The following is a 17,738-nucleotide window of genomic DNA, read 5'->3' as shown; positions in this document are numbered from 1 at the left end:
GCGCCAATGCGAAACACAGAAGACATTCTCTGTAAGATGCTGTTAGCACAATTGCAGTCCATAGGATTTTTCAAGGAAAATAACCCCCAGCCGGTGCTGCAGAATTTCTATGGCAGATGGTTTGAGGAGAGCCTATCGATTTTGGAGCGGCATGGTTTTCTTCAACAAACGGCAAATGGATTCGCCGTAACCCGCTCAACAGAGGACATAAATGAATTGTGGAACGAATGGGATGAAAAAAAAGCAGACTTGCTTCAAGACAGTAACATGAAAGCCATGGTGGTGTTAGTAGAGACTGCACTTAAAGCCTTGCCGGATATTCTGACCGGCAAGGCATCTGCCACCGATATCCTTTTTCCGAACTCATCTATGGAGTTAGTGGAAGGAATCTATAAAAACAATCAAGTCGCAGACTATTTTAACGATGTGCTGGCAGACACCTTGGCTGCCTTTATGCAGGAGCGTCTAAAGCAAGAGCCTGAAGCAAGGATTCGTATACTAGAAATCGGAGCGGGAACAGGCGGTACAAGCGCTGCGGTTTTTCAAAAAATGAAAGCCTATCAGTCACATATAAAAGAATATTGCTATACAGATCTCTCCAAAGCGTTTTTACTGCATGCGGAAAAAACATACGGTCCGGACAACCCTTATTTGACGTATAAGGTATTTAATGTGGAAGAGCCGGCGGCTGAACAATATATAGAAGCGGGCGGATACGATGTAGTTGTCGCAGCAAATGTGCTTCATGCGACGAAAAATATCCGGCAGACATTGAGAAATGCCAAAGCGGTTTTGAAGAAAAACGGCCTGCTCGTTCTGAATGAAATTAATGACCATAATATATATTCACACCTGACCTTTGGATTGTTAGAGGGCTGGTGGCTGTATGAAGATCCCGATCTGCGTATCCCGGGCTGCCCCGGTTTATATCCAGACACATGGAAAATGGTGCTTGAGAGTGAGGGCTTTCGTTATGTTTCCTTTATGGCTGAACAATCACATCAGCTCGGCCAGCAGATCATTGCAGCGGAAAGTGACGGAATCGTCCGTCAAAAAACGCGAACAGCAAAACCAGCAGAAGAAATTATAGATTACCATCTAGATGAACATCATTCTCAAACGAAGGATAGTGAAGAGGGTTCTCTTCTTGAACAAACGACACAATTTGTGAAACATACGTTAGCAAAATCGATAAAACTTTCACCGGAGCGTATACATGCAGAAACAACGTTTGAGAAGTATGGAATCGATTCTATTTTGCAGGTGAATTTTATTCGTGAGTTAGAAAAACTGACGGGGGAGCTTCCGAAAACAATTTTATTTGAACACAGCAATACGAAAGAACTCGTCGATTTTCTGATAAAGGAGCATGGAGGGAAGCTGCGGACATCACTGCTGAAAGAAAAATCACAGCCCGCAAATAAAGAAACCTCTATTCAAGCGAAGCCAGTAAAATCTGAACAGCCGTTTACATATCAAACGCGCCGTTTTAGCGGAGACCAGCAGGTAATTAAAACTCAGCAAGCAAAAGCGAATCCAAAATCAGAAACCGAAACAGCGAAAAACGAAAAGGCAATCCTTTCTCATAGAACCACACCGAATCATTACGGCACAGAAGATATTGCAATTATCGGCATAAGCGGACGTTATCCGATGTCTGAGAACGTAGAAGAGCTCTGGGAGCATTTAATAGCTGGGGATAATTGTATTACAGAGGCTCCGCAATCAAGATGGCGGACATCTTTAGTAAACACTTTGTCGAAAGAATCATTACAATCGTCAGATAAGAAGCGCTACGGCGGATTTTTAAAAGACATACATGCGTTTGATCATCATCTTTTTGAAGCGGATCAGAATCAAGTAATGGAAATGACACCGGAACTTCGTTTATTTTTAGAAACCGTCTGGGAAACATTTGAGGACGGCGGCTATTCCCAAATCCGATTAAATGAACTGCAGGACAACGGAACGGGAGTAGGTGTCTTTGTTGGAAACATGTATAATCAGTATTTTTGGAATATCCCTTCATTAGAACAAGCGGTGCTGAGCTCTAATGGCGGAGACTGGCATATTGCAAATCGCGTTTCTCATTTTTTAACCTGACAGGACCAAGTCTGGCTGTCAGCTCCGCATGCTCCAGTTCATTAAACGCAATCCATCTTGCATGTGAGAGTTTGAAACTGAAAAACTGTTCGATGGCAATAGCCGGCGGTGTCAATTTAACACTGGATCTCTCTAAATATGATGCGCTGGAGCGCGCAAATCTTTTAGGGAACGGAAATCAAAGCAAGAGCTTTGGCACAGGAAGCGGGCTTATTCCGGGTGAAGGTGTCGGAGCCGTCCTGCTAAAACCGCTCTCTAAGGCGATAGAAGATCACGACCATATTTATGCCGTCATCAAAAGCAGCTTTGCCAATCATAGCGGAGGACGGCAGATGTATACAGCGCCAGACCCGAAGCAGCAAGCTGCATTAATCTCCAAGTCCATTCAGCAATCCGGCATTGATCCGGAAACAATCGGCTATATAGAATCTGCGGCAAATGGTTCAGCGTTAGGCGACCCGATTGAAGTAATCGCACTATCTAATGCATTTCATCAGTATACAAATAAGAAACAGTTTTGTGCGATAGGCTCTGTAAAATCGAATCTTGGACATTTGGAGGCGGCTTCCGGCATTTCTCAGCTCACCAAAGTTCTGTTGCAGATGAAAAATGGGACGCTTGTGCCGACGATTAATGCCGCCCCTGTCAATCCAAATATTAACCTGGAAAACACAGCATTTTATCTGCAAAAACGAACAGAGCCGTGGCAGCGGTTAAAAGATCCCGATACAGGAAAGCATCTGCCCAGAAGAAGCATGATTAATTCTTTCGGAGCGGGAGGGGCCTATGCGAATCTCATTATAGAAGAATTTATTGGCGCTGCATCTGAGCAGCAACATCCAGTGCCTCACCAGCAGGACTATCTGGCCGTTTTTTCTGCGAAAACGAAATGGAGCCTGCTCAGCTATATTGAAAAACTGCGAGTGTTTTTAGAAAAAAAACCATCTACTTCTATTGGAGCAGTTGTACGCTCACTGCACAGGATTAACCATGACTTAGAACATCGGGCTGCATTTTCGGTATCGTCGACGCAGGAATTGATTGAAAAACTAAAGATTTTCCAAAAAACAAAAGAAAGCTCACTCCAGGATGGTATCTATACATCCTTTGATTTACAATCAGGTGCGATTTCTACAAATGCAGGGTCAGCTCATGAAGAAACAAGCTTAACAGCACAGCAATGGGCTGCGGGGGCTTCGATTCATTTTGACCATATACATCAAGGGAATGAAACTGGCTGGATCAATCTGCCTCACTATGCATTTGACCATCAAACAGTCTTTCAATTTGGTGCCCTGCCTCATGAAGAAGGGAAAAGGCATGATGAGCAAACGGCTAATCATCCGCTGATACAAGATTCATTCGCATACGATGAGCCTTACGTTCAAGGCCATGTGTTCAACAGCGAACGGGTGCTCGTCGGTGCAACCTATGCAAGTCTTGCGATTGACGCGTTTTTTGAAATGTTCCCTGAAGAAATCAGCGGTCGTATCAGTAAATTAAGTTATCTAAATCCTGTTGTCTTAAACCAAGGGCAAACAATTGAAGTAAAAGCTGATCCTCTTCAGAAAGATCATGCAATCGATTTGCAAATCATGTATCGTGAGCGGGCATCTGAGACGTGGAAGCCTGCCGCAATCGGGCAATGCCAAAAAGATCATTTTGAAACAAAAAAAGTCAATATCGAAAGTGTAAAACGTTCGTTAACAGAGCTGGATCATATTGACCAAATGTATCAAACCGTCGACGGCGGCGCTGAGTGGGGAGACTTGTATAAAACCATCACTCATCTGTACAGAGGCAATAATTCAATCCTTGCAAAAGTGCGTTTGTCTCAAAACGGAATGGCAAATGCGCATCATTACACTGTCAGCCCATTGATTACAAACAGTGCTTACCTGGCAATTCTCAGTTTCATAGAACAATTAGACATAAAGGGGCATTTCTTGCCATTTGGAATCAACGATATTCAATTCACAAAAAATAAAATAAGAGAAGATTGCTGGCTTTTGATTACTTTCGTTAAGAATACCGGTGAAATGCTGCTGTTTGACATAGACGTGATGAATGAAGCGTCAGAGACGGTGCTGCGCTATTCAGGTTACTCTTTAAAGCAATTCCGCTTAACAGATCGAGGAAGCAAAGAGGAAAATCAGGAAGTTCAAATACACGATATAAGAGACCGTATCCGAAGTTATCTCACAGATAAACTGGCTGAGAAGACGGCCAATCCATCAAAACTGTCTCTTGCAAAAGTTCATATCATGGATTTAGGGATCGATTCTTCCCAATTGATTGCGTTGACAAGAGAGCTGGAATCAGAGACAAAGATTGAGCTAAATCCTACATTGTTTTTTGAATATCCGACTCTTCAAGAACTGGCCGATTTTTTTGCCGAAAAACATGAAAAATCCTTTGTTCAATTGCTTGGAGGAACCAAGCAACAGCAGAAATCCCAGAATATAAAAGAAAATAAAATAAAGCAAATGCAAACCTATGAAAGAAAGACGGATGAAACAAAAGAAACGGCAGACGGCATAGCCATTATCGGCATGTCGGGGCAGTTTCCAAGAGCAAACAATGTAACGGAATTTTGGGATAACCTGATTCACGGGAGGAATTGTATTTCTGAAGTGCCGGAAGAACGCTGGGATTGGCGAAAATATACCGAAAATACTGATGGGAAGCAGTCAAGCCTTCAATGGGGCGGATTTATAGAAGGCATAGGTGAGTTTGACCCGCTGTTTTTCGGCATTTCACCGAAAGAAGCAGCGACAATGGATCCCCAGGAGTTTCTGCTTTTGACACATGCGTGGAAGGCGATGGAAGACGCCGGTATAACAGGCCAAGCCTTATCCAGCTGCCCGACAGGAGTTTTTGTCGCAGCCGGCAATACCGATGCGGCTGTGATTCCTTCCTTAATGCCAAACCGTATTTCCTATGCACTGAATGTAAAAGGGCCAAGTGAATATTATGAGGCTGCCTGTTCCTCAGCTCTTGTCGCTTTGCACAGAGCGATTCAATCCATTCGAAACGGCGAATGTGAGCAAGCCATTGTTGGCGCTGTGAATCTCCTGCTCTCACCAAAGGGTTTTAGCGGCTTTGATTCAATGGGATATTTGAGTGCGGAAGGGAAAGCCAAGTCCTTTCAAGCAGAGGCGAATGGATTTGTTCGAAGTGAAGGTGCAGGGGTTCTCATCATTAAACCTTTACAAAAAGCCATTGAAGACTCTGATCATATTTATTCTGTCATTAAAGGGACAGGTGTATCGCATGGCGGCAGGGGAATGTCACTGCACGCGCCTAATCCGGTTGGAATGAAGGATGCGATGAAGAAGGCTTACCAAGGGTCGCAAGTAGATCCGAAAACGGTGACTTATATAGAAGCGCACGGGATCGCATCGCCAGTGGCTGATGCTATAGAAGTGGAAGCGTTGAAATCGGGATACAGACAGCTCGAATCGGAGCATTCACACCAACTGCAAGGAGAAATGCCTTGTTACATCAGCAGCTTAAAGCCGAGCATCGGGCATGGAGAACTGGTCTCAGGCATGGCTGCTCTTATGAAAGTCAGCATGGCGATGCAGCATAAAACAATACCTGGTATTCCCGGTTTTGATTCATTGAATGATCAGGTGTCAATAAAGGAAACGCGTTTCCGGATGATTGACGGGAACCAGCAATGGGAAGAAATACAGGATGATGCAGGCAGAACGATACCTCGCAGAGCAAGCATTAATAGCTATGGTTTTGGAGGAATAAACGCGCACATCATCTTAGAAGAATATGTTCCTTCTCATACAGAACCAGCAATTGAACATACAGATGAGCCGCACATTGTGGTGCTTTCTGCAAAAAACCGAGACAGACTAAGAGCCGTTGTTCAACAGATGCTTGACTATGTAAAACAGCAAAAAGCACTGTCTTTACAAAATTACGCTTACACACTTCAAGTCGGACGAGAAGAGATGAGTGACCGGATGGCCCTGGTTATCCGCAGTAAGGATGAACTCGTACTCGGATTGGAAGAGTACTTAACAGCTGCGGAAAAAGCAGAAAAGCCGAAAAGCACTGTACCTTGCTTTATCGGAAATTCAGAAGAAGGCATGTCAGATATCGGTGCCTTGCTTGAGGGAACATTGGGCGATATCGTGATGCAGACACTATTGTCTGAAAACCATCTTGAAAAGATCGCGTTTTGCTGGGCAAAAGGAGTGCAAATTCCATGGGAGCAGCTTCATCAAGGAAAAGGTGCGCGGAGAATATCATTGCCCGCCTATCCGTTTGAAAAAAGAAATTGCTGGAATGGCTTTCTGTCACCAGAAATAGCACCTGCTTTTTCAAATGATGAGATTCCCCCTCACAAAAGAAATGATATTCAAATGATATCTGATGTATTGGGCATGACACCTGAAGAATTAAATCCTCAAAAGGCATTACAAGATTACGGGTTTGATTCTATCGTTTGTATACAGTTATTGCAGCAATGGCAAGCAGAAGCTGGCCTGTCAATCAGCCTGGCAGAGCTGCAAACGTGTCAAACCGTGCAGAATATGGTGGACTTGATAGCAATGAAACGGGAAAATACAGTACAAGACCAGTCAGTCCAGACTGTCAGCCGGTCATTTCCGGAATTAATACCGTTAAACGATGGCAAGCGGGGGCGCCCTGTATTTTGGTTTCATGGAGGAGTAGGCGGTGTAGAAATCTATACGCCATTTGCGAAGAAAAGCCAGCGTCCTTTTTACGGCATTCAAGCCAAGGGCTTTATGACAAATCATGCTCCTTTACACGGGATTGAACAAATGGCTTCCTATTATATAGACATTATGCGATCCGTACAGCCGGAAGGCCCTTATGATGTAGGCGGATATTCCTTAGGCGGACTGCTCGCATATGAAGTAACACGCCAGCTGCAAAGCCAGGGCCTTGCTGTAAAAAGCATGGTCATGATTGATTCCCCTTACAGTCCTGGACGTGAACAAAATGAGCCTTCTGTAAAAACGTCAATGCTTCAAACGATAAATACGATGCTGGCATCTATTGTTCAGCCGGAAAAGCTTACAGACGTTCTCATCAGCCGTGAAGAGGTAGATGTTGACAGAGAGGAAGAGGAATTTTTAACTGAACTGATTGGTTTAGCAAGAAAGCGGGGATTAAACAAACCGGAGAAGAGAATACGGACTCAGCTTAACCAAATGGTCAAAGCTCAGCATGCTTATGAATTTGAGGCGTACACTGTCCAGCCGCTTGTGGATCCTGAAGCGGTAAAATGTTTTTATTTCCGCAATAAAAGCAGATCTTTCCTTGGCGACTTGGACATTTACTTTACCATTTCAAATGAAAAAATACCGTTGGATGATACTGCCTACTGGGAGGAATGGGAGCGGCAAATCCCTCAATTCCATCTGGTGGATGTCGATTCCAGCAATCACATGATGATGTTAACAGAATCTAAAGCGTCCAGCGCCATGCTGGAGTTTTGTGAAAAACTATACTCAAACAGAGGCGTGGTAAACGCGAATTTCCTTAAGGCTTTTCGCAAAAAACATGAAGCCAGCGAAGAAAACGCTGATGAATTGGTAAAGCGCTGAGGAAATATAAAATCCCCCTTTAAAAGGGGGATTTTTATCTGCTGGAAGAAATCAGCTGAGGTGTGAAAGTGAATCTTTCCTTGCAAGTGAGACCGGAAGACTTTCTAATCCTCTTAAAAAAGCATTTTTTCTCCATTTCAACTCTTCTGGCGTTACCGTAAGTTCAATTTGCGGAAATCGTTTCAGCAGTGCGTTAAACGCAATTTGTCCTTCCAATCTTGCCAGCGGCGCTCCTAAACAGAAGTGTATCCCAAAGCCGAAAGAGATATGCCGATTAGGTGTTCTGGTTATATCGAATGTTTCTGGATTTTCAAATCGTTCAGGATCTCGATTGGCAGAACCGATTCCTATAAAAATCATGTCTCCCTTTTTGATAGAATGGCCTTGGTAGGAGAAGTCTTCAATGGCCCACCGATTTGCCATCATAACGACAGGGGAGGTGTAACGCAGCAATTCTTCAACGGCTGTATCTATCATTTCAGGATGCAGTTTCAGTTTCTCTAATTCTTCCTTGTGCTGAAGCAATGCAAGGGTGCCAGAACCGATTAAGTTAACCGTCGTTTCAAGTCCTGCTACCACCAAAAGGAACAGCATAGAGTAAAGTTCTTTTTCACTTAACGTTTGGCCGTCTTCTTCAGCATGCACAAGTTTACTGATCAAATCGTCTTTTGGCTGTATTCTTCTTTCTTGAATTAACTTGCCAACATAGTCTTTAAACTCCCGAAGAGCCTGATTGGTCAGTTCTCGGTTGGCCTCTGAAGTATCAACCATGGCATTGGTCCATATTTGAAACTGTGCCCGATCCTCTTTCGGTATGCCCATCATTTCAGAAATCACGATAAACGGTAACGGAGAGGCAAAGGATGCCATAAAGTCTGTTTCATTCTCTTTTTCCATTTCATCTAACAATCGTTCAGTAATTTGTTCGATGCTGATGCGTAGATTTTCAATGGTGCGGGGGGTAAATGCTTGGTGAACCAGTGACCTTAAACGAGTATGGTCAGGTGTGTCTTTTGCCAGCATATGATCTGATACAAAATCAACGTCTTCACTGACATTGAGCATTTCAATTTGTTCTTTGCTCATTACGTTTTTAACGTCTCTTGTAATTCGGTTGTCTTTAAGAAATGCCATGCAATCATCGTAACGGGTGATTAACCACGCCGGATATGTACTTCCAAAACGGTGTAATTCGAATCGATGAATGGGTGCGTGTTCTCTAAAACGGCCTAAAACTGAAAAGGGGTTTTCATGAAACTCTTTAGCATGCGGATGAAACATCAAATTTTCCATTTTCATTCTCCTCGCCTAATAGATTAAGACAGATGCATTTATTCAGTTTAGACCAGATGTAAAAGAAAGCTTTGCGCAATCTGTATAACAGAATTTCATTGGAAACGACAACCTGTTATGTCTAAAACTATATATCTATTTTAGGTGCCGTTCAATAGTTTTGGAACGAAAATATCGGCTTGCGGGTAAGGAAATGGTTCCATGCAAAAAAGCGCCTTTGGAGCAATTTCAAAGGCGCTGTATTCTTTCGACCAGGTGAAAAGTTTCTTCATTTGTTTTGTACATCAATAGTATATACCGCACGATCTGTCAGTACCTTCAATCCGCCATTTTCTTGGTGAATGTGAATATCCCCTAATAAAGGAATTTCATAAGCGTTCTGCGGAAGCGGTACGTCCCCAGCTTCAGTAAAGGTTGTTCCTTCGCCTTCCAGGACGAGTTCGTCATTTGCAACATAGTCGTCAGGGTGGTTTGCGCTGCGTATGCCCACTTTTTGAAGGTGAAGAACAATCTGATCCAAATCTGAAATCTCGTCTTGGTTATTGGTCAGTTCGCCTTTTCTAATATCAAGCGTCTGGCCGATCCGCTCTCTCAACCATTCAGAAAGATCAATGTTGTTGAGTGCCATCAGTCATTCCTCCTTTTGATCTATACTGTAACTATTCCCAATTGTTTTATGTTTTACACTCTGCTGGGATATACCGGCTTATGTATGCTAAAAACACTGCTGACCCTTTAACGAACCAGCAGTGTTCACGAAGATCATGAAATCTTATTCACCAGGAATAGCTTTCTCAGCATTGATTGCTCCGGCACCGTAAATATTCGGGTCTTCGCCTGTCCATTTATCAGCCCCATTTTTGAGCAGCTCTTTCACTTCGTCCGGCGTAAGATCTGGATTTTGCTGGAGTATTAAGGCGGCGATTCCCGCACAGATCGGCGTTGCCATTGATGTCCCCGACATTGTAAAATACTGAGACCCTACACGGCTTGATTTTTGCAGCTTATCGATATATGAATTCGGTGAGCGAAGGGAAATGATGTTTACGCCTGGTGCTAAAATATCGGGTTTTTCTTTCCTGTATACAGTCGGTCCGCGGCTTGAGAAAGAAGCAACTGTATCATCTTCGCTGCTTACTGTATTGTTATCGTCAAACGCGCCGACAGTAATGACTTTTTCGCTTACACCAGGGCTTGAAATTGTCTGCGGATCAGGGCCTGAATTTCCGGCAGCAACACAGACGACAATCCCGGCGTTCCAAGCTTCTTCAACTGCTTTGACTAATGGATCTTCCAGTTCATTGTCATAACGCAGCGCATCGCCGCCAAGGGACATGCTGATAATATCAATTGGTTCATCCGGATTGTCCTCATTATATTGAATACACCATTCGACGCCTTCAATAATGTCCGCTAACGTGCCTGAACCTTGTTTGTTCAGCACTTTTACTCCGATTAAATTGGCTTCCGGTGCAGGTCCGCGGTATTGGCCGGAAGATGACGCGCCGCTGCTTGCGACATCACCTGCGCAGTGTGTGCCATGTCCATTATCATCATACGGCTCTGTTTTTTGGTTTACCATATCGGCAAATCCAATAATTCTTCCCTCTAAGTCAGGGTGCGGGTAGATTCCTGTATCGACGACTGCGACTGTAACGCCTTTACCGGTTAAGGTTTGCCCGCGTCTGACGACTTCCTTTGCATGGCTTGCTTCGGCTGCTGTGTCAAGAAGCGCTTTGACTTCGCGGTTTAAATACACTTTGCGAATATCGCTGCATTCAGAAAGAAGAGAATGCAATGCTGAAGGGGTAACCTCTGCGCTGCAGCAATTGATTTTGTTAAAACGGTTTTTTAGCTTACTGCGTTTTTCTTTTTGTAAAACCTGTCCCGCCATTTGAAAGCCGGCCTCATGGCAGCCTTCCTCGAATTCAATGATGACCGACATTTTTTTCTGTTTTTTAATTTTGTTTCAAAAAACTGATGTAAAAAGCAAGGAGTCCACTTGAAGGGCTTGTAGAGCTGCAAGACGCTTTCACGCAACGGCCAATCAAGCTTATGAGCGTTTGCTCTCACCATTTGTACCATAGAGTAGCCAAACATCGATTTTCCTCCTATTATGAAGTTCTCTGTATACTCTATGAGTGGATCGTATGTTTGGTAAGTTTGTTTGTCCTTTAGAGGAGGCGGACAAGAGTTTGTTTTTATGAATCTTTTGAATCTGATACGAAAGAATCATGTGTACTGTTAATCATTGGGTATTGAAAAAGAACGTTTGTTCGTATTATCATTTATATATATCAAACAGGAGGGAGCGATACTCGTATGAATATCTTCTTACGCCGGTCTTTGGAAGATCAGATACCAATCAGCATTATATATATGAAGAAAGACGGCACCATAACAAAAAGAACGATTATCGTCAGGCAGAAAAGCAAAACACAAATTAAAGCTTTTTGTTTTACGAACCATCAGATCAGAACGTTTTTATTGGACTCTATCCTCTCCTGTGACTTTGTGCGAACAAGGAAGCAAGAACCCTGGTTCGCAGGACTATAACAGGCTGTCCGCTTATGCATCCCGGACAGCCTGGTTTTTAGTAAAACCTTCCTTATTCCTCTATACATTTAATTACCAAGTGAGGTTATTCCTACCTTTTCTGTTTTTCCTCTCAATCTTTTTTCACTGATATTTGAATATAACCGCTGATAAATGTGACATTCAATTGATTTTTTGAAACCGGGAACTTTTTCACTGATGATATGGTGTATACAATGGTAAGATAAAACCTATTGACTATACCTCATATAATGAACCTTGCCATTCTTGTGAAAGGAGTTTAACATGAGAAGATTTTTACTAAATGTCATATTCGTCTTAGCCATAGTCTTATTCATAAGATATGTTCATTACTCATTAGAACCTGAACCATCTAACCAGCCGGATACATATTCAAATTTCAGCAGTCTGGCAGAGAATGAGGACCCTGCTGATTATGATATTTCTTATCAAGAGAAAAAAGGGAGCAAAATTTTAATCATGTCTCCGCACGGCGGAAGAATTGAAGGCGGAGTAAGTGAGCTTGTGCGTTATTTCAACGATGACTACTCGACTTACCTGTTTGAGGGCTTAAAGTCACATGATAATCAAACGCTGCACATTACAAGCACCAACTTTGATGAGTCATTGGCTGAAGAGAAGATCAAGGAGCACCAGTACGTTGTCGCTTTTCACGGATATAAAGGAGAAAAGAAAAATACACTTGTCGGAGGAACAGACCGTAAGCGGGCGAAAATGATTGTCAGAGCTCTTGAAAAAAGAGGGTTTTCCGCTGAATTAGCGTCCTCTCAAAGCGGCCTTGCAGGATTAAGTGCAGATAACATTAATAACCAGGGGGAAACCGGGCTGAGTATCCAGCTGGAAATCAGCCGTGAACAGAGAGAAGCCTTTTTTGATGATTTTTACTATAAAGATAGGAAATACACGAAAACCAGTGAATTCTACTCTTATGTCCGGGCGATAAAACATGTACTTGAAAAAGAATATTCCTAATAAGCAAATCAGAGGACAAAATTAAGGAAGATCAGTAGACTTGAAATGGAATCCAATGAAGGAGGCAATCAAATGGCAGATCATCATTTTTATTTAAAAGCGAATTGGCCGGGAAAACGCAATGATGTCGGCACAATCGAAAGCGGCAATCTCATCACGTCTATTTCTATTCCTAAAGAAATGGACGGACCGGGGGAGGGGACCAACCCGGATGAAATGCTTCTTGGGGCAGCGGCAACCTGTTATATTATTACGCTTGCTGCTATGATGGAAAGAAGCGGACTGGAAAAAGAAGATCTGCAGATGGAATCAGAAGGCATAGTCGATGTGACAAGAGGGATCTTTACATACAAAAAAATCATTCACCGCCCCGCAGTAGTCCTCAGACACGATGCCTCAGAAGAAGACGTTGCGTTAGCCCGCAAGCTTTGTGAAAAAGCGGAATCTTCCTGCATGATCTCACGAGCCATTCAAGGAAACGTCGAACTGCAGCTAGAAGCTGCTGTAAAAATTTCTGAGCAATCATAAAAAAGCAGACGGTCACTGACAGGCCGTCTGCTTTTTTTCTTTATTAGGGGCTTTTGACTGATTTAACAGCACAACGCCTGCAATAATGAGTGTCAGCCCAAATATACCCTTCAAGCTGATGGTTTCGCCAAAAAGCAAAAAACCGACTACCGCTGTAAGCGCCGTCCCGATACCGGACCAAGTGGCGTAAGCGCTTGATAAGTCTATGGTTCTTAAAGAAAAGCTTAAAAATGTGAAGGCGGACAGAAATCCGGCAGCCACTCCGATAATAGGCCAGAATTGCGTAAAACCTTCGGAGAGTTTGAGCATTGTGCTCCCAAATACCTCAGATAATATGGCAAGAGCCAAATAAAGAAATCCTCTCATATACAACACTCCCTTACTGCCAATTAAGCAGCACGACACCTGAAATTAATAGACCCATCCCAATAAATCCTTTTACATTCAGTTTTTCCTTGAAAAATTTTGCCCCGATAACGGCCGTCAGCACGGTACCCACGCCGCTCCATGTCGCATATGAAAGGCTTAGAGGGATGCGGTTTAAAGTAAGCGACAGCATATAAAAGGCAAGGGAATAACCAATCACGACCAATGCACTCGGCTTCCACTTTTTGAAGCCGTCAGACACTTTCAGCATGGCCGCTCCGATTGATTCTGAGCATATGGCAATTGTGAGGAATAAGTATCCGATCAACATCGTAATCCTCCTCACTCAAAATATGATAAATGTAAGGTAATGAAAAGATCATCAGCTAGAAAAATATTAGTGCAAACCTATGTATGAGTCAAGAGATTCATTTCAACTCAGATTCGGGGGATAAAAAAGACCCCTTTTATAAGGGGTCTGCCGGGTTTAGTAGTAATATGGGTACGGGGGATAAGGATATCCGCCATAAAAATAAGGGTTAAATAAAGCACTTCCTACAAGTCCGCCTACCAGCCCGCCAAAAAAAGGTCCTCCGTAAAATCCAAACGGCCGTCCAAAGCCATAGCCAAATCCAGGTCTTCCAAATCCAAAACCTGGCCGTCCAAAGCCGTAGCCGAACCCTGGTCTGCCAAAGATTCTTGCATCATTTTCGTCAGTGAAATATTCCACTTCGTTCATTTTTTCTTTCCTCCAATAATAAAGTGTAGATGATGCAGTGTATTCAGCCTACCCAAATTTGATTGGGCGTTCAGCTGAAAAAGAAGGAGAGTGAATTGATTGGGCCTGTATCAGTCTGACTGGGCCATGGCGCCGCCTCACGTACATGCTTATCGTGCTAAAACAACCAGTGAACAGGGGCATTATCATATCATTGAAGGTTTTACTCAGCCGGCAAACGGAACGAATACGGATCGCCATACACACTACTTCACTGGGATTACTTCGTTTGAAAATGGCCATTTCCACCGCTATTACGGGATCTCGGGCCCTGCCATTCCCAGGGCTGACGGCACACATTATCACGAAATTGAAGAAAATACTTATCTCGCTTATAACGAGCCGATTCAGATCCGTTACGGAGGCGTTGTGTACGATCCCCGAAATCACAGCAAAAAAACGCATCGCCATCATTTGAAAGGCAAGACACGGGAAATCGTCGGAAATGAGCCTCTTGGCTGGTAGAAGAGATGTTTACTGCTGCAAAAAAAGGGCAAAATGGATAGGTGGTTATATATGATGAATGTTATAATGGGGGGAGATTTGTAAAAGAGAGTGATACATAGTGAAAAATAACAAACAGCCCGTTGTCATATTAGTCGGACCAACGGCAGTGGGGAAAACCAATTTAAGCATTCAGCTTGCTAAGGATTTGAACGCGGAAATTATCAGCGGAGATTCCATGCAGGTTTATAAAGGAATGGACATCGGGACAGCTAAAATCTCTGAACAGGAGACAGAAGGTGTGCCGCATCATCTGATTGACATTCTAGACCCGGCAGATTCTTTTTCCACCGCGGATTATCAAGGTTTGGTCAGAAATAAAATCAGCGAAATCGCAAAAAAAGGAAATCTTCCGATGATTGTAGGCGGTACGGGGCTTTACATTCAATCCGTCCTTTACGATTATACCTTTACGGAAGAGGCGAACGATCCGACGTTTCGGGAAGAAATGCAGAAGGCTGCGGCGCAGGAGGGAGCTGAATTCCTTCATGCTAAGCTGGCTGCGGCTGATCCGGAGGCAGCAAAAGCGATTCATCCGAATAATACAAGAAGAGTAATTCGCGCACTGGAGATTTTACATACATCTGGTAAAACGATGTCACAGCATTTAAAAGAGCAAAAGCGGGAGCTGCTGTACAATGCTGTATTAATCGGGCTTACAATGGACAGAGACACGCTTTACGACAGGATTAATCAGCGAGTTGATCTGATGATGGAAGCCGGACTTCTGCCGGAAGTGAAACAGCTCTACGATCGAAAATTGAGAGACTGTCAATCGATACAGGCAATCGGCTACAAGGAGCTGTACGCATATTTTGACGGATTTGTGACACTTTCTGAGGCTGTCGAGCAATTAAAACAAAACTCCAGACGGTATGCGAAACGCCAGCTGACGTGGTTTCGCAACAAAATGCCGGTTGACTGGTTCGATATGACCCCGCCTGTTGATATGGAGCTGAAAAAAAAGGAAATTTTCACACATATAGCAGGAAAACTGCAACTTTAATCGAAACTGTATGATATAGAGAATCAAGGAGGACGAAACATGAAACCGATTAATATTCAGGATCAGTTTTTGAATCAAATCCGCAAAGAAAATACGTATGTCACTGTTTTTTTACTGAACGGCTTTCAATTGCGCGGCCAGGTGAAAGGCTTTGATAACTTTACCGTATTGCTAGAATCGGAAGGTAAGCAGCAGCTTATATATAAACATGCGATCTCGACTTTTGCACCGCAAAAAAACGTCCAGCTTGAATTAGAATAGACCATAAAGATAAAAACGAAATAGAAAAACCTCGGGCTGAAAGCCCGAGGTTTTTTGTGTCGCAGAAGTTCCTATAGAGATTACAAAAAATATAGGAAATTGGTTATTTGTGTAAAACTCCTATTGTTGTACAATGATTTGTGATCATGCTGGAAAGGGGAGAGGGAAATGAATCACAAACGAAAACGTGCCATATCATGGGGTCTGGTGTTTTTCTTAACACTACTGTTTGTCACGCTGCCGGTATCTAAAACTTGGGCTGCAAGCGTAAATGGCACGCTGATGCAGTACTTTGAATGGTACCTGCCTAATGACGGACTACATTGGAAACGCTTGCAAGGAGATGCGGGGCATTTATCTGAAATTGGAATCACTGCTGTATGGATTCCGCCTGCATACAAAGGAACGAGTCAATCTGACAATGGATATGGCCCATATGATTTGTACGATTTAGGAGAATTTCAGCAAAAAGGGACGATGCGCACAAAATACGGTACAAAACCGGAGCTTCAGTCAGCGATCAGCTCCCTGCATTCGCAAAACATCCAAGTATACGGTGATGTTGTTTTGAATCATAAGGCAGGCGCGGATGCAACGGAAGATGTAACCGCGGTCGAAGTGAATCCAAACGATAGAAATCAGGAAACATCAGGAGAGTATCAAATAAAAGCATGGACAGGCTTTCATTACCCGGGCCGCGGAAGCACGTACAGCGATTTTAAGTGGCATTGGTACCATTTCGACGGAGCGGATTGGGACGAATCCCGAAAGCTGAACCGCATCTATAAGTTTCAAGGGGATGGAAAGGCATGGGATTGGGAAGTATCAAGGGAAAACGGCAACTACGATTATTTGATGTATGCAGACGTCGACTATGATCATCCAGATGTTGTCGCAGAAACGAAAAGATGGGGTACCTGGTATGCAAACGAGCTTCAACTCGACGGTTTTCGGCTCGACGCTGTTAAACATATTAAATTTTCTTTTCTGAGTGAATGGGTAAAGGCAGTCAGACAATCAACAGGAAAGGAAATGTTTACAGTTGCAGAGTATTGGCAAAATAACCTGAACGAGCTCGAAAACTATTTGAATAAAACTGATTTTAAGCAATCTGTTTTTGATGTCCCGCTTCACTATCATTTGCAGGCTGCATCCTCACAGGGGGGCGGCTATGATATGAGACATTTGCTGGATGGCACTGTCGTATCGAAGCATCCGATGCAAGCGGTAACATTTGTGGAAAATCATGATACACAGCCGGGGCAATCATTGGAGTCGACTGTACAAACATGGTTTAAGCCCCTCGCTTATGCCTTCATTTTAACAAGAGAGGCTGGTTACCCGCAGGTTTTCTATGGGGATATGTATGGAACAAAGGGTTCATCGTCAAGGGAAATTCCGTCGCTCAAAAATAAAATAGAACCCATTTTAAAAGCGCGTAAACATTATGCATACGGGACCCAGCATGATTATTTTGACCATGAGGATGTGATTGGCTGGACGAGGGAAGGTGATCAATCGGCCGCCCAATCAGGATTGGCTGCATTAATCACAGACGGTCCTGGCGGGTCAAAGAGGATGTACGTCGGAAAGCAAAATGCCGGCGAGACATGGTATGACATTACTGGGAACCGCTCCGATCCTGTTACGATTCATTCTGATGGATGGGGAGAGTTTCATGTAAACGGAGGTTCTGTATCCATTTATGTACAGAAGTAAGAAAGGGAGGGGCTGAAAGGCTAACACAGCAGCCTCT

At 43.4% G+C, this 17,738-nt stretch carries 12 protein-coding genes and 2 pseudogenes; 8 read left to right on the top strand and 6 right to left on the bottom strand.

What is annotated here, in order from left to right; translation table 11 throughout:
- Positions 1-6: 6 nt before the first annotated feature.
- A pseudogene (locus AU387_RS11835) lies at positions 7-7,697 on the top strand (beta-ketoacyl synthase N-terminal-like domain-containing protein).
- Positions 7,698-7,748: 51 nt separating this feature from the next.
- Here the strand turns inward: AU387_RS11835 and AU387_RS11830 are convergent.
- The 3 genes and pseudogenes from AU387_RS11830 to aprX form a co-directional block, all read right to left on the bottom strand.
- Entirely contained in the window at positions 7,749-8,990 is a 1,242-nt protein-coding gene (locus AU387_RS11830) for a cytochrome P450 family protein (protein ID WP_059292736.1), read from the bottom strand.
- Between the two features lie 268 nt (positions 8,991-9,258).
- The gene (ymzB, locus tag AU387_RS11825; protein ID WP_059335766.1) at positions 9,259-9,618 is read right to left on the bottom strand and encodes a protein YmzB; all 360 of its coding nucleotides are present in this window, start codon (positions 9,616-9,618) and stop codon (positions 9,259-9,261) included.
- Positions 9,619-9,762: 144 nt separating this feature from the next.
- A pseudogene (gene aprX, locus AU387_RS11820) lies at positions 9,763-11,090 on the bottom strand (serine protease AprX).
- A 222-nt stretch (positions 11,091-11,312) separates the two neighbouring features.
- Here aprX and AU387_RS22080 point away from each other — a divergent pair.
- The 3 genes from AU387_RS22080 (at position 11,313) to AU387_RS11805 (ending at position 13,067) form a co-directional block, all read left to right on the top strand.
- Positions 11,313-11,546: a WYL domain-containing protein gene (locus AU387_RS22080; RefSeq protein WP_044155805.1), complete on the top strand. Its 234-nt coding sequence runs from the start codon at positions 11,313-11,315 to the stop codon at positions 11,544-11,546.
- A gap of 285 nt (positions 11,547-11,831) precedes the next feature.
- The gene (locus AU387_RS11810; protein ID WP_059335764.1) at positions 11,832-12,539 is read left to right on the top strand and encodes a poly-gamma-glutamate hydrolase family protein; all 708 of its coding nucleotides are present in this window, start codon (positions 11,832-11,834) and stop codon (positions 12,537-12,539) included.
- 72 nt (positions 12,540-12,611) lie between these two features.
- Positions 12,612-13,067 carry an OsmC family protein gene (locus AU387_RS11805; protein ID WP_059292734.1) on the top strand — a complete coding sequence of 152 codons (456 nt, stop codon included), beginning with the start codon at positions 12,612-12,614 and terminating at the stop codon, positions 13,065-13,067.
- Between the two features lie 12 nt (positions 13,068-13,079).
- Here the strand turns inward: AU387_RS11805 and erbB are convergent, their stop codons facing one another.
- The 3 genes from erbB to AU387_RS11790 form a co-directional block, all read right to left on the bottom strand.
- The gene (gene erbB / locus AU387_RS11800; RefSeq protein WP_044155801.1) at positions 13,080-13,433 is read right to left on the bottom strand and encodes an SMR family multidrug efflux transporter EbrB; all 354 of its coding nucleotides are present in this window, start codon (positions 13,431-13,433) and stop codon (positions 13,080-13,082) included.
- 13 nt (positions 13,434-13,446) lie between these two features.
- Positions 13,447-13,764 (bottom strand): SMR family multidrug efflux transporter EbrA, encoded by a 318-nt coding sequence (gene erbA / locus AU387_RS11795; protein WP_059335763.1) that lies wholly within the window; start codon positions 13,762-13,764, stop codon positions 13,447-13,449.
- A 156-nt stretch (positions 13,765-13,920) separates the two neighbouring features.
- Positions 13,921-14,172 (bottom strand): hypothetical protein, encoded by a 252-nt coding sequence (locus tag AU387_RS11790; RefSeq protein ID WP_044155798.1) that lies wholly within the window; start codon positions 14,170-14,172, stop codon positions 13,921-13,923.
- A 126-nt stretch (positions 14,173-14,298) separates the two neighbouring features.
- Here AU387_RS11790 and AU387_RS11785 point away from each other — a divergent pair, with 126 nt between their 5' ends.
- From AU387_RS11785 to amyS, 4 genes are all read left to right on the top strand, one after another.
- Entirely contained in the window at positions 14,299-14,676 is a 378-nt protein-coding gene (locus AU387_RS11785; RefSeq protein ID WP_081638307.1) for a YmaF family protein, read from the top strand.
- Between the two features lie 100 nt (positions 14,677-14,776).
- Positions 14,777-15,721 carry a tRNA (adenosine(37)-N6)-dimethylallyltransferase MiaA gene (gene miaA, locus AU387_RS11780; RefSeq protein WP_059335762.1) on the top strand — a complete coding sequence of 315 codons (945 nt, stop codon included), beginning with the start codon at positions 14,777-14,779 and terminating at the stop codon, positions 15,719-15,721.
- 39 nt (positions 15,722-15,760) lie between these two features.
- Entirely contained in the window at positions 15,761-15,982 is a 222-nt protein-coding gene (gene hfq, locus AU387_RS11775; RefSeq protein ID WP_003221097.1) for an RNA chaperone Hfq, read from the top strand.
- Between the two features lie 168 nt (positions 15,983-16,150).
- The gene (gene amyS / locus AU387_RS11770) at positions 16,151-17,701 is read left to right on the top strand and encodes an alpha-amylase (protein ID WP_059335761.1); all 1,551 of its coding nucleotides are present in this window, start codon (positions 16,151-16,153) and stop codon (positions 17,699-17,701) included.
- Positions 17,702-17,738: the final 37 nt, after the last annotated feature.

The organism is Bacillus halotolerans, from assembly GCF_001517105.1.
GTDB lineage: Bacteria > Bacillota > Bacilli > Bacillales > Bacillaceae > Bacillus > Bacillus halotolerans.
Note: the sequence above shows the minus strand (reverse complement) of the source record. Positions and strands in the feature narration are given on the sequence as shown.

Coding starts and splice junctions, on each gene's coding strand:
- AU387_RS11830 (WP_059292736.1), bottom strand. CDS start 8,990: ATGGAAAATTTGATGTTTCATCCGCATGCTAAAGAGTTTCATGAAAAC.
- ymzB (WP_059335766.1), bottom strand. CDS start 9,618: ATGGCACTCAACAACATTGATCTTTCTGAATGGTTGAGAGAGCGGATC.
- AU387_RS22080 (WP_044155805.1), top strand. CDS start 11,313: ATGAATATCTTCTTACGCCGGTCTTTGGAAGATCAGATACCAATCAGC.
- AU387_RS11810 (WP_059335764.1), top strand. CDS start 11,832: ATGAGAAGATTTTTACTAAATGTCATATTCGTCTTAGCCATAGTCTTA.
- AU387_RS11805 (WP_059292734.1), top strand. CDS start 12,612: ATGGCAGATCATCATTTTTATTTAAAAGCGAATTGGCCGGGAAAACGC.
- erbB (WP_044155801.1), bottom strand. CDS start 13,433: ATGAGAGGATTTCTTTATTTGGCTCTTGCCATATTATCTGAGGTATTT.
- erbA (WP_059335763.1), bottom strand. CDS start 13,764: ATGTTGATCGGATACTTATTCCTCACAATTGCCATATGCTCAGAATCA.
- AU387_RS11790 (WP_044155798.1), bottom strand. CDS start 14,172: ATGAACGAAGTGGAATATTTCACTGACGAAAATGATGCAAGAATCTTT.
- AU387_RS11785 (WP_081638307.1), top strand. CDS start 14,299: ATGGCGCCGCCTCACGTACATGCTTATCGTGCTAAAACAACCAGTGAA.
- hfq (WP_003221097.1), top strand. CDS start 15,761: ATGAAACCGATTAATATTCAGGATCAGTTTTTGAATCAAATCCGCAAA.
- amyS (WP_059335761.1), top strand. CDS start 16,151: ATGAATCACAAACGAAAACGTGCCATATCATGGGGTCTGGTGTTTTTC.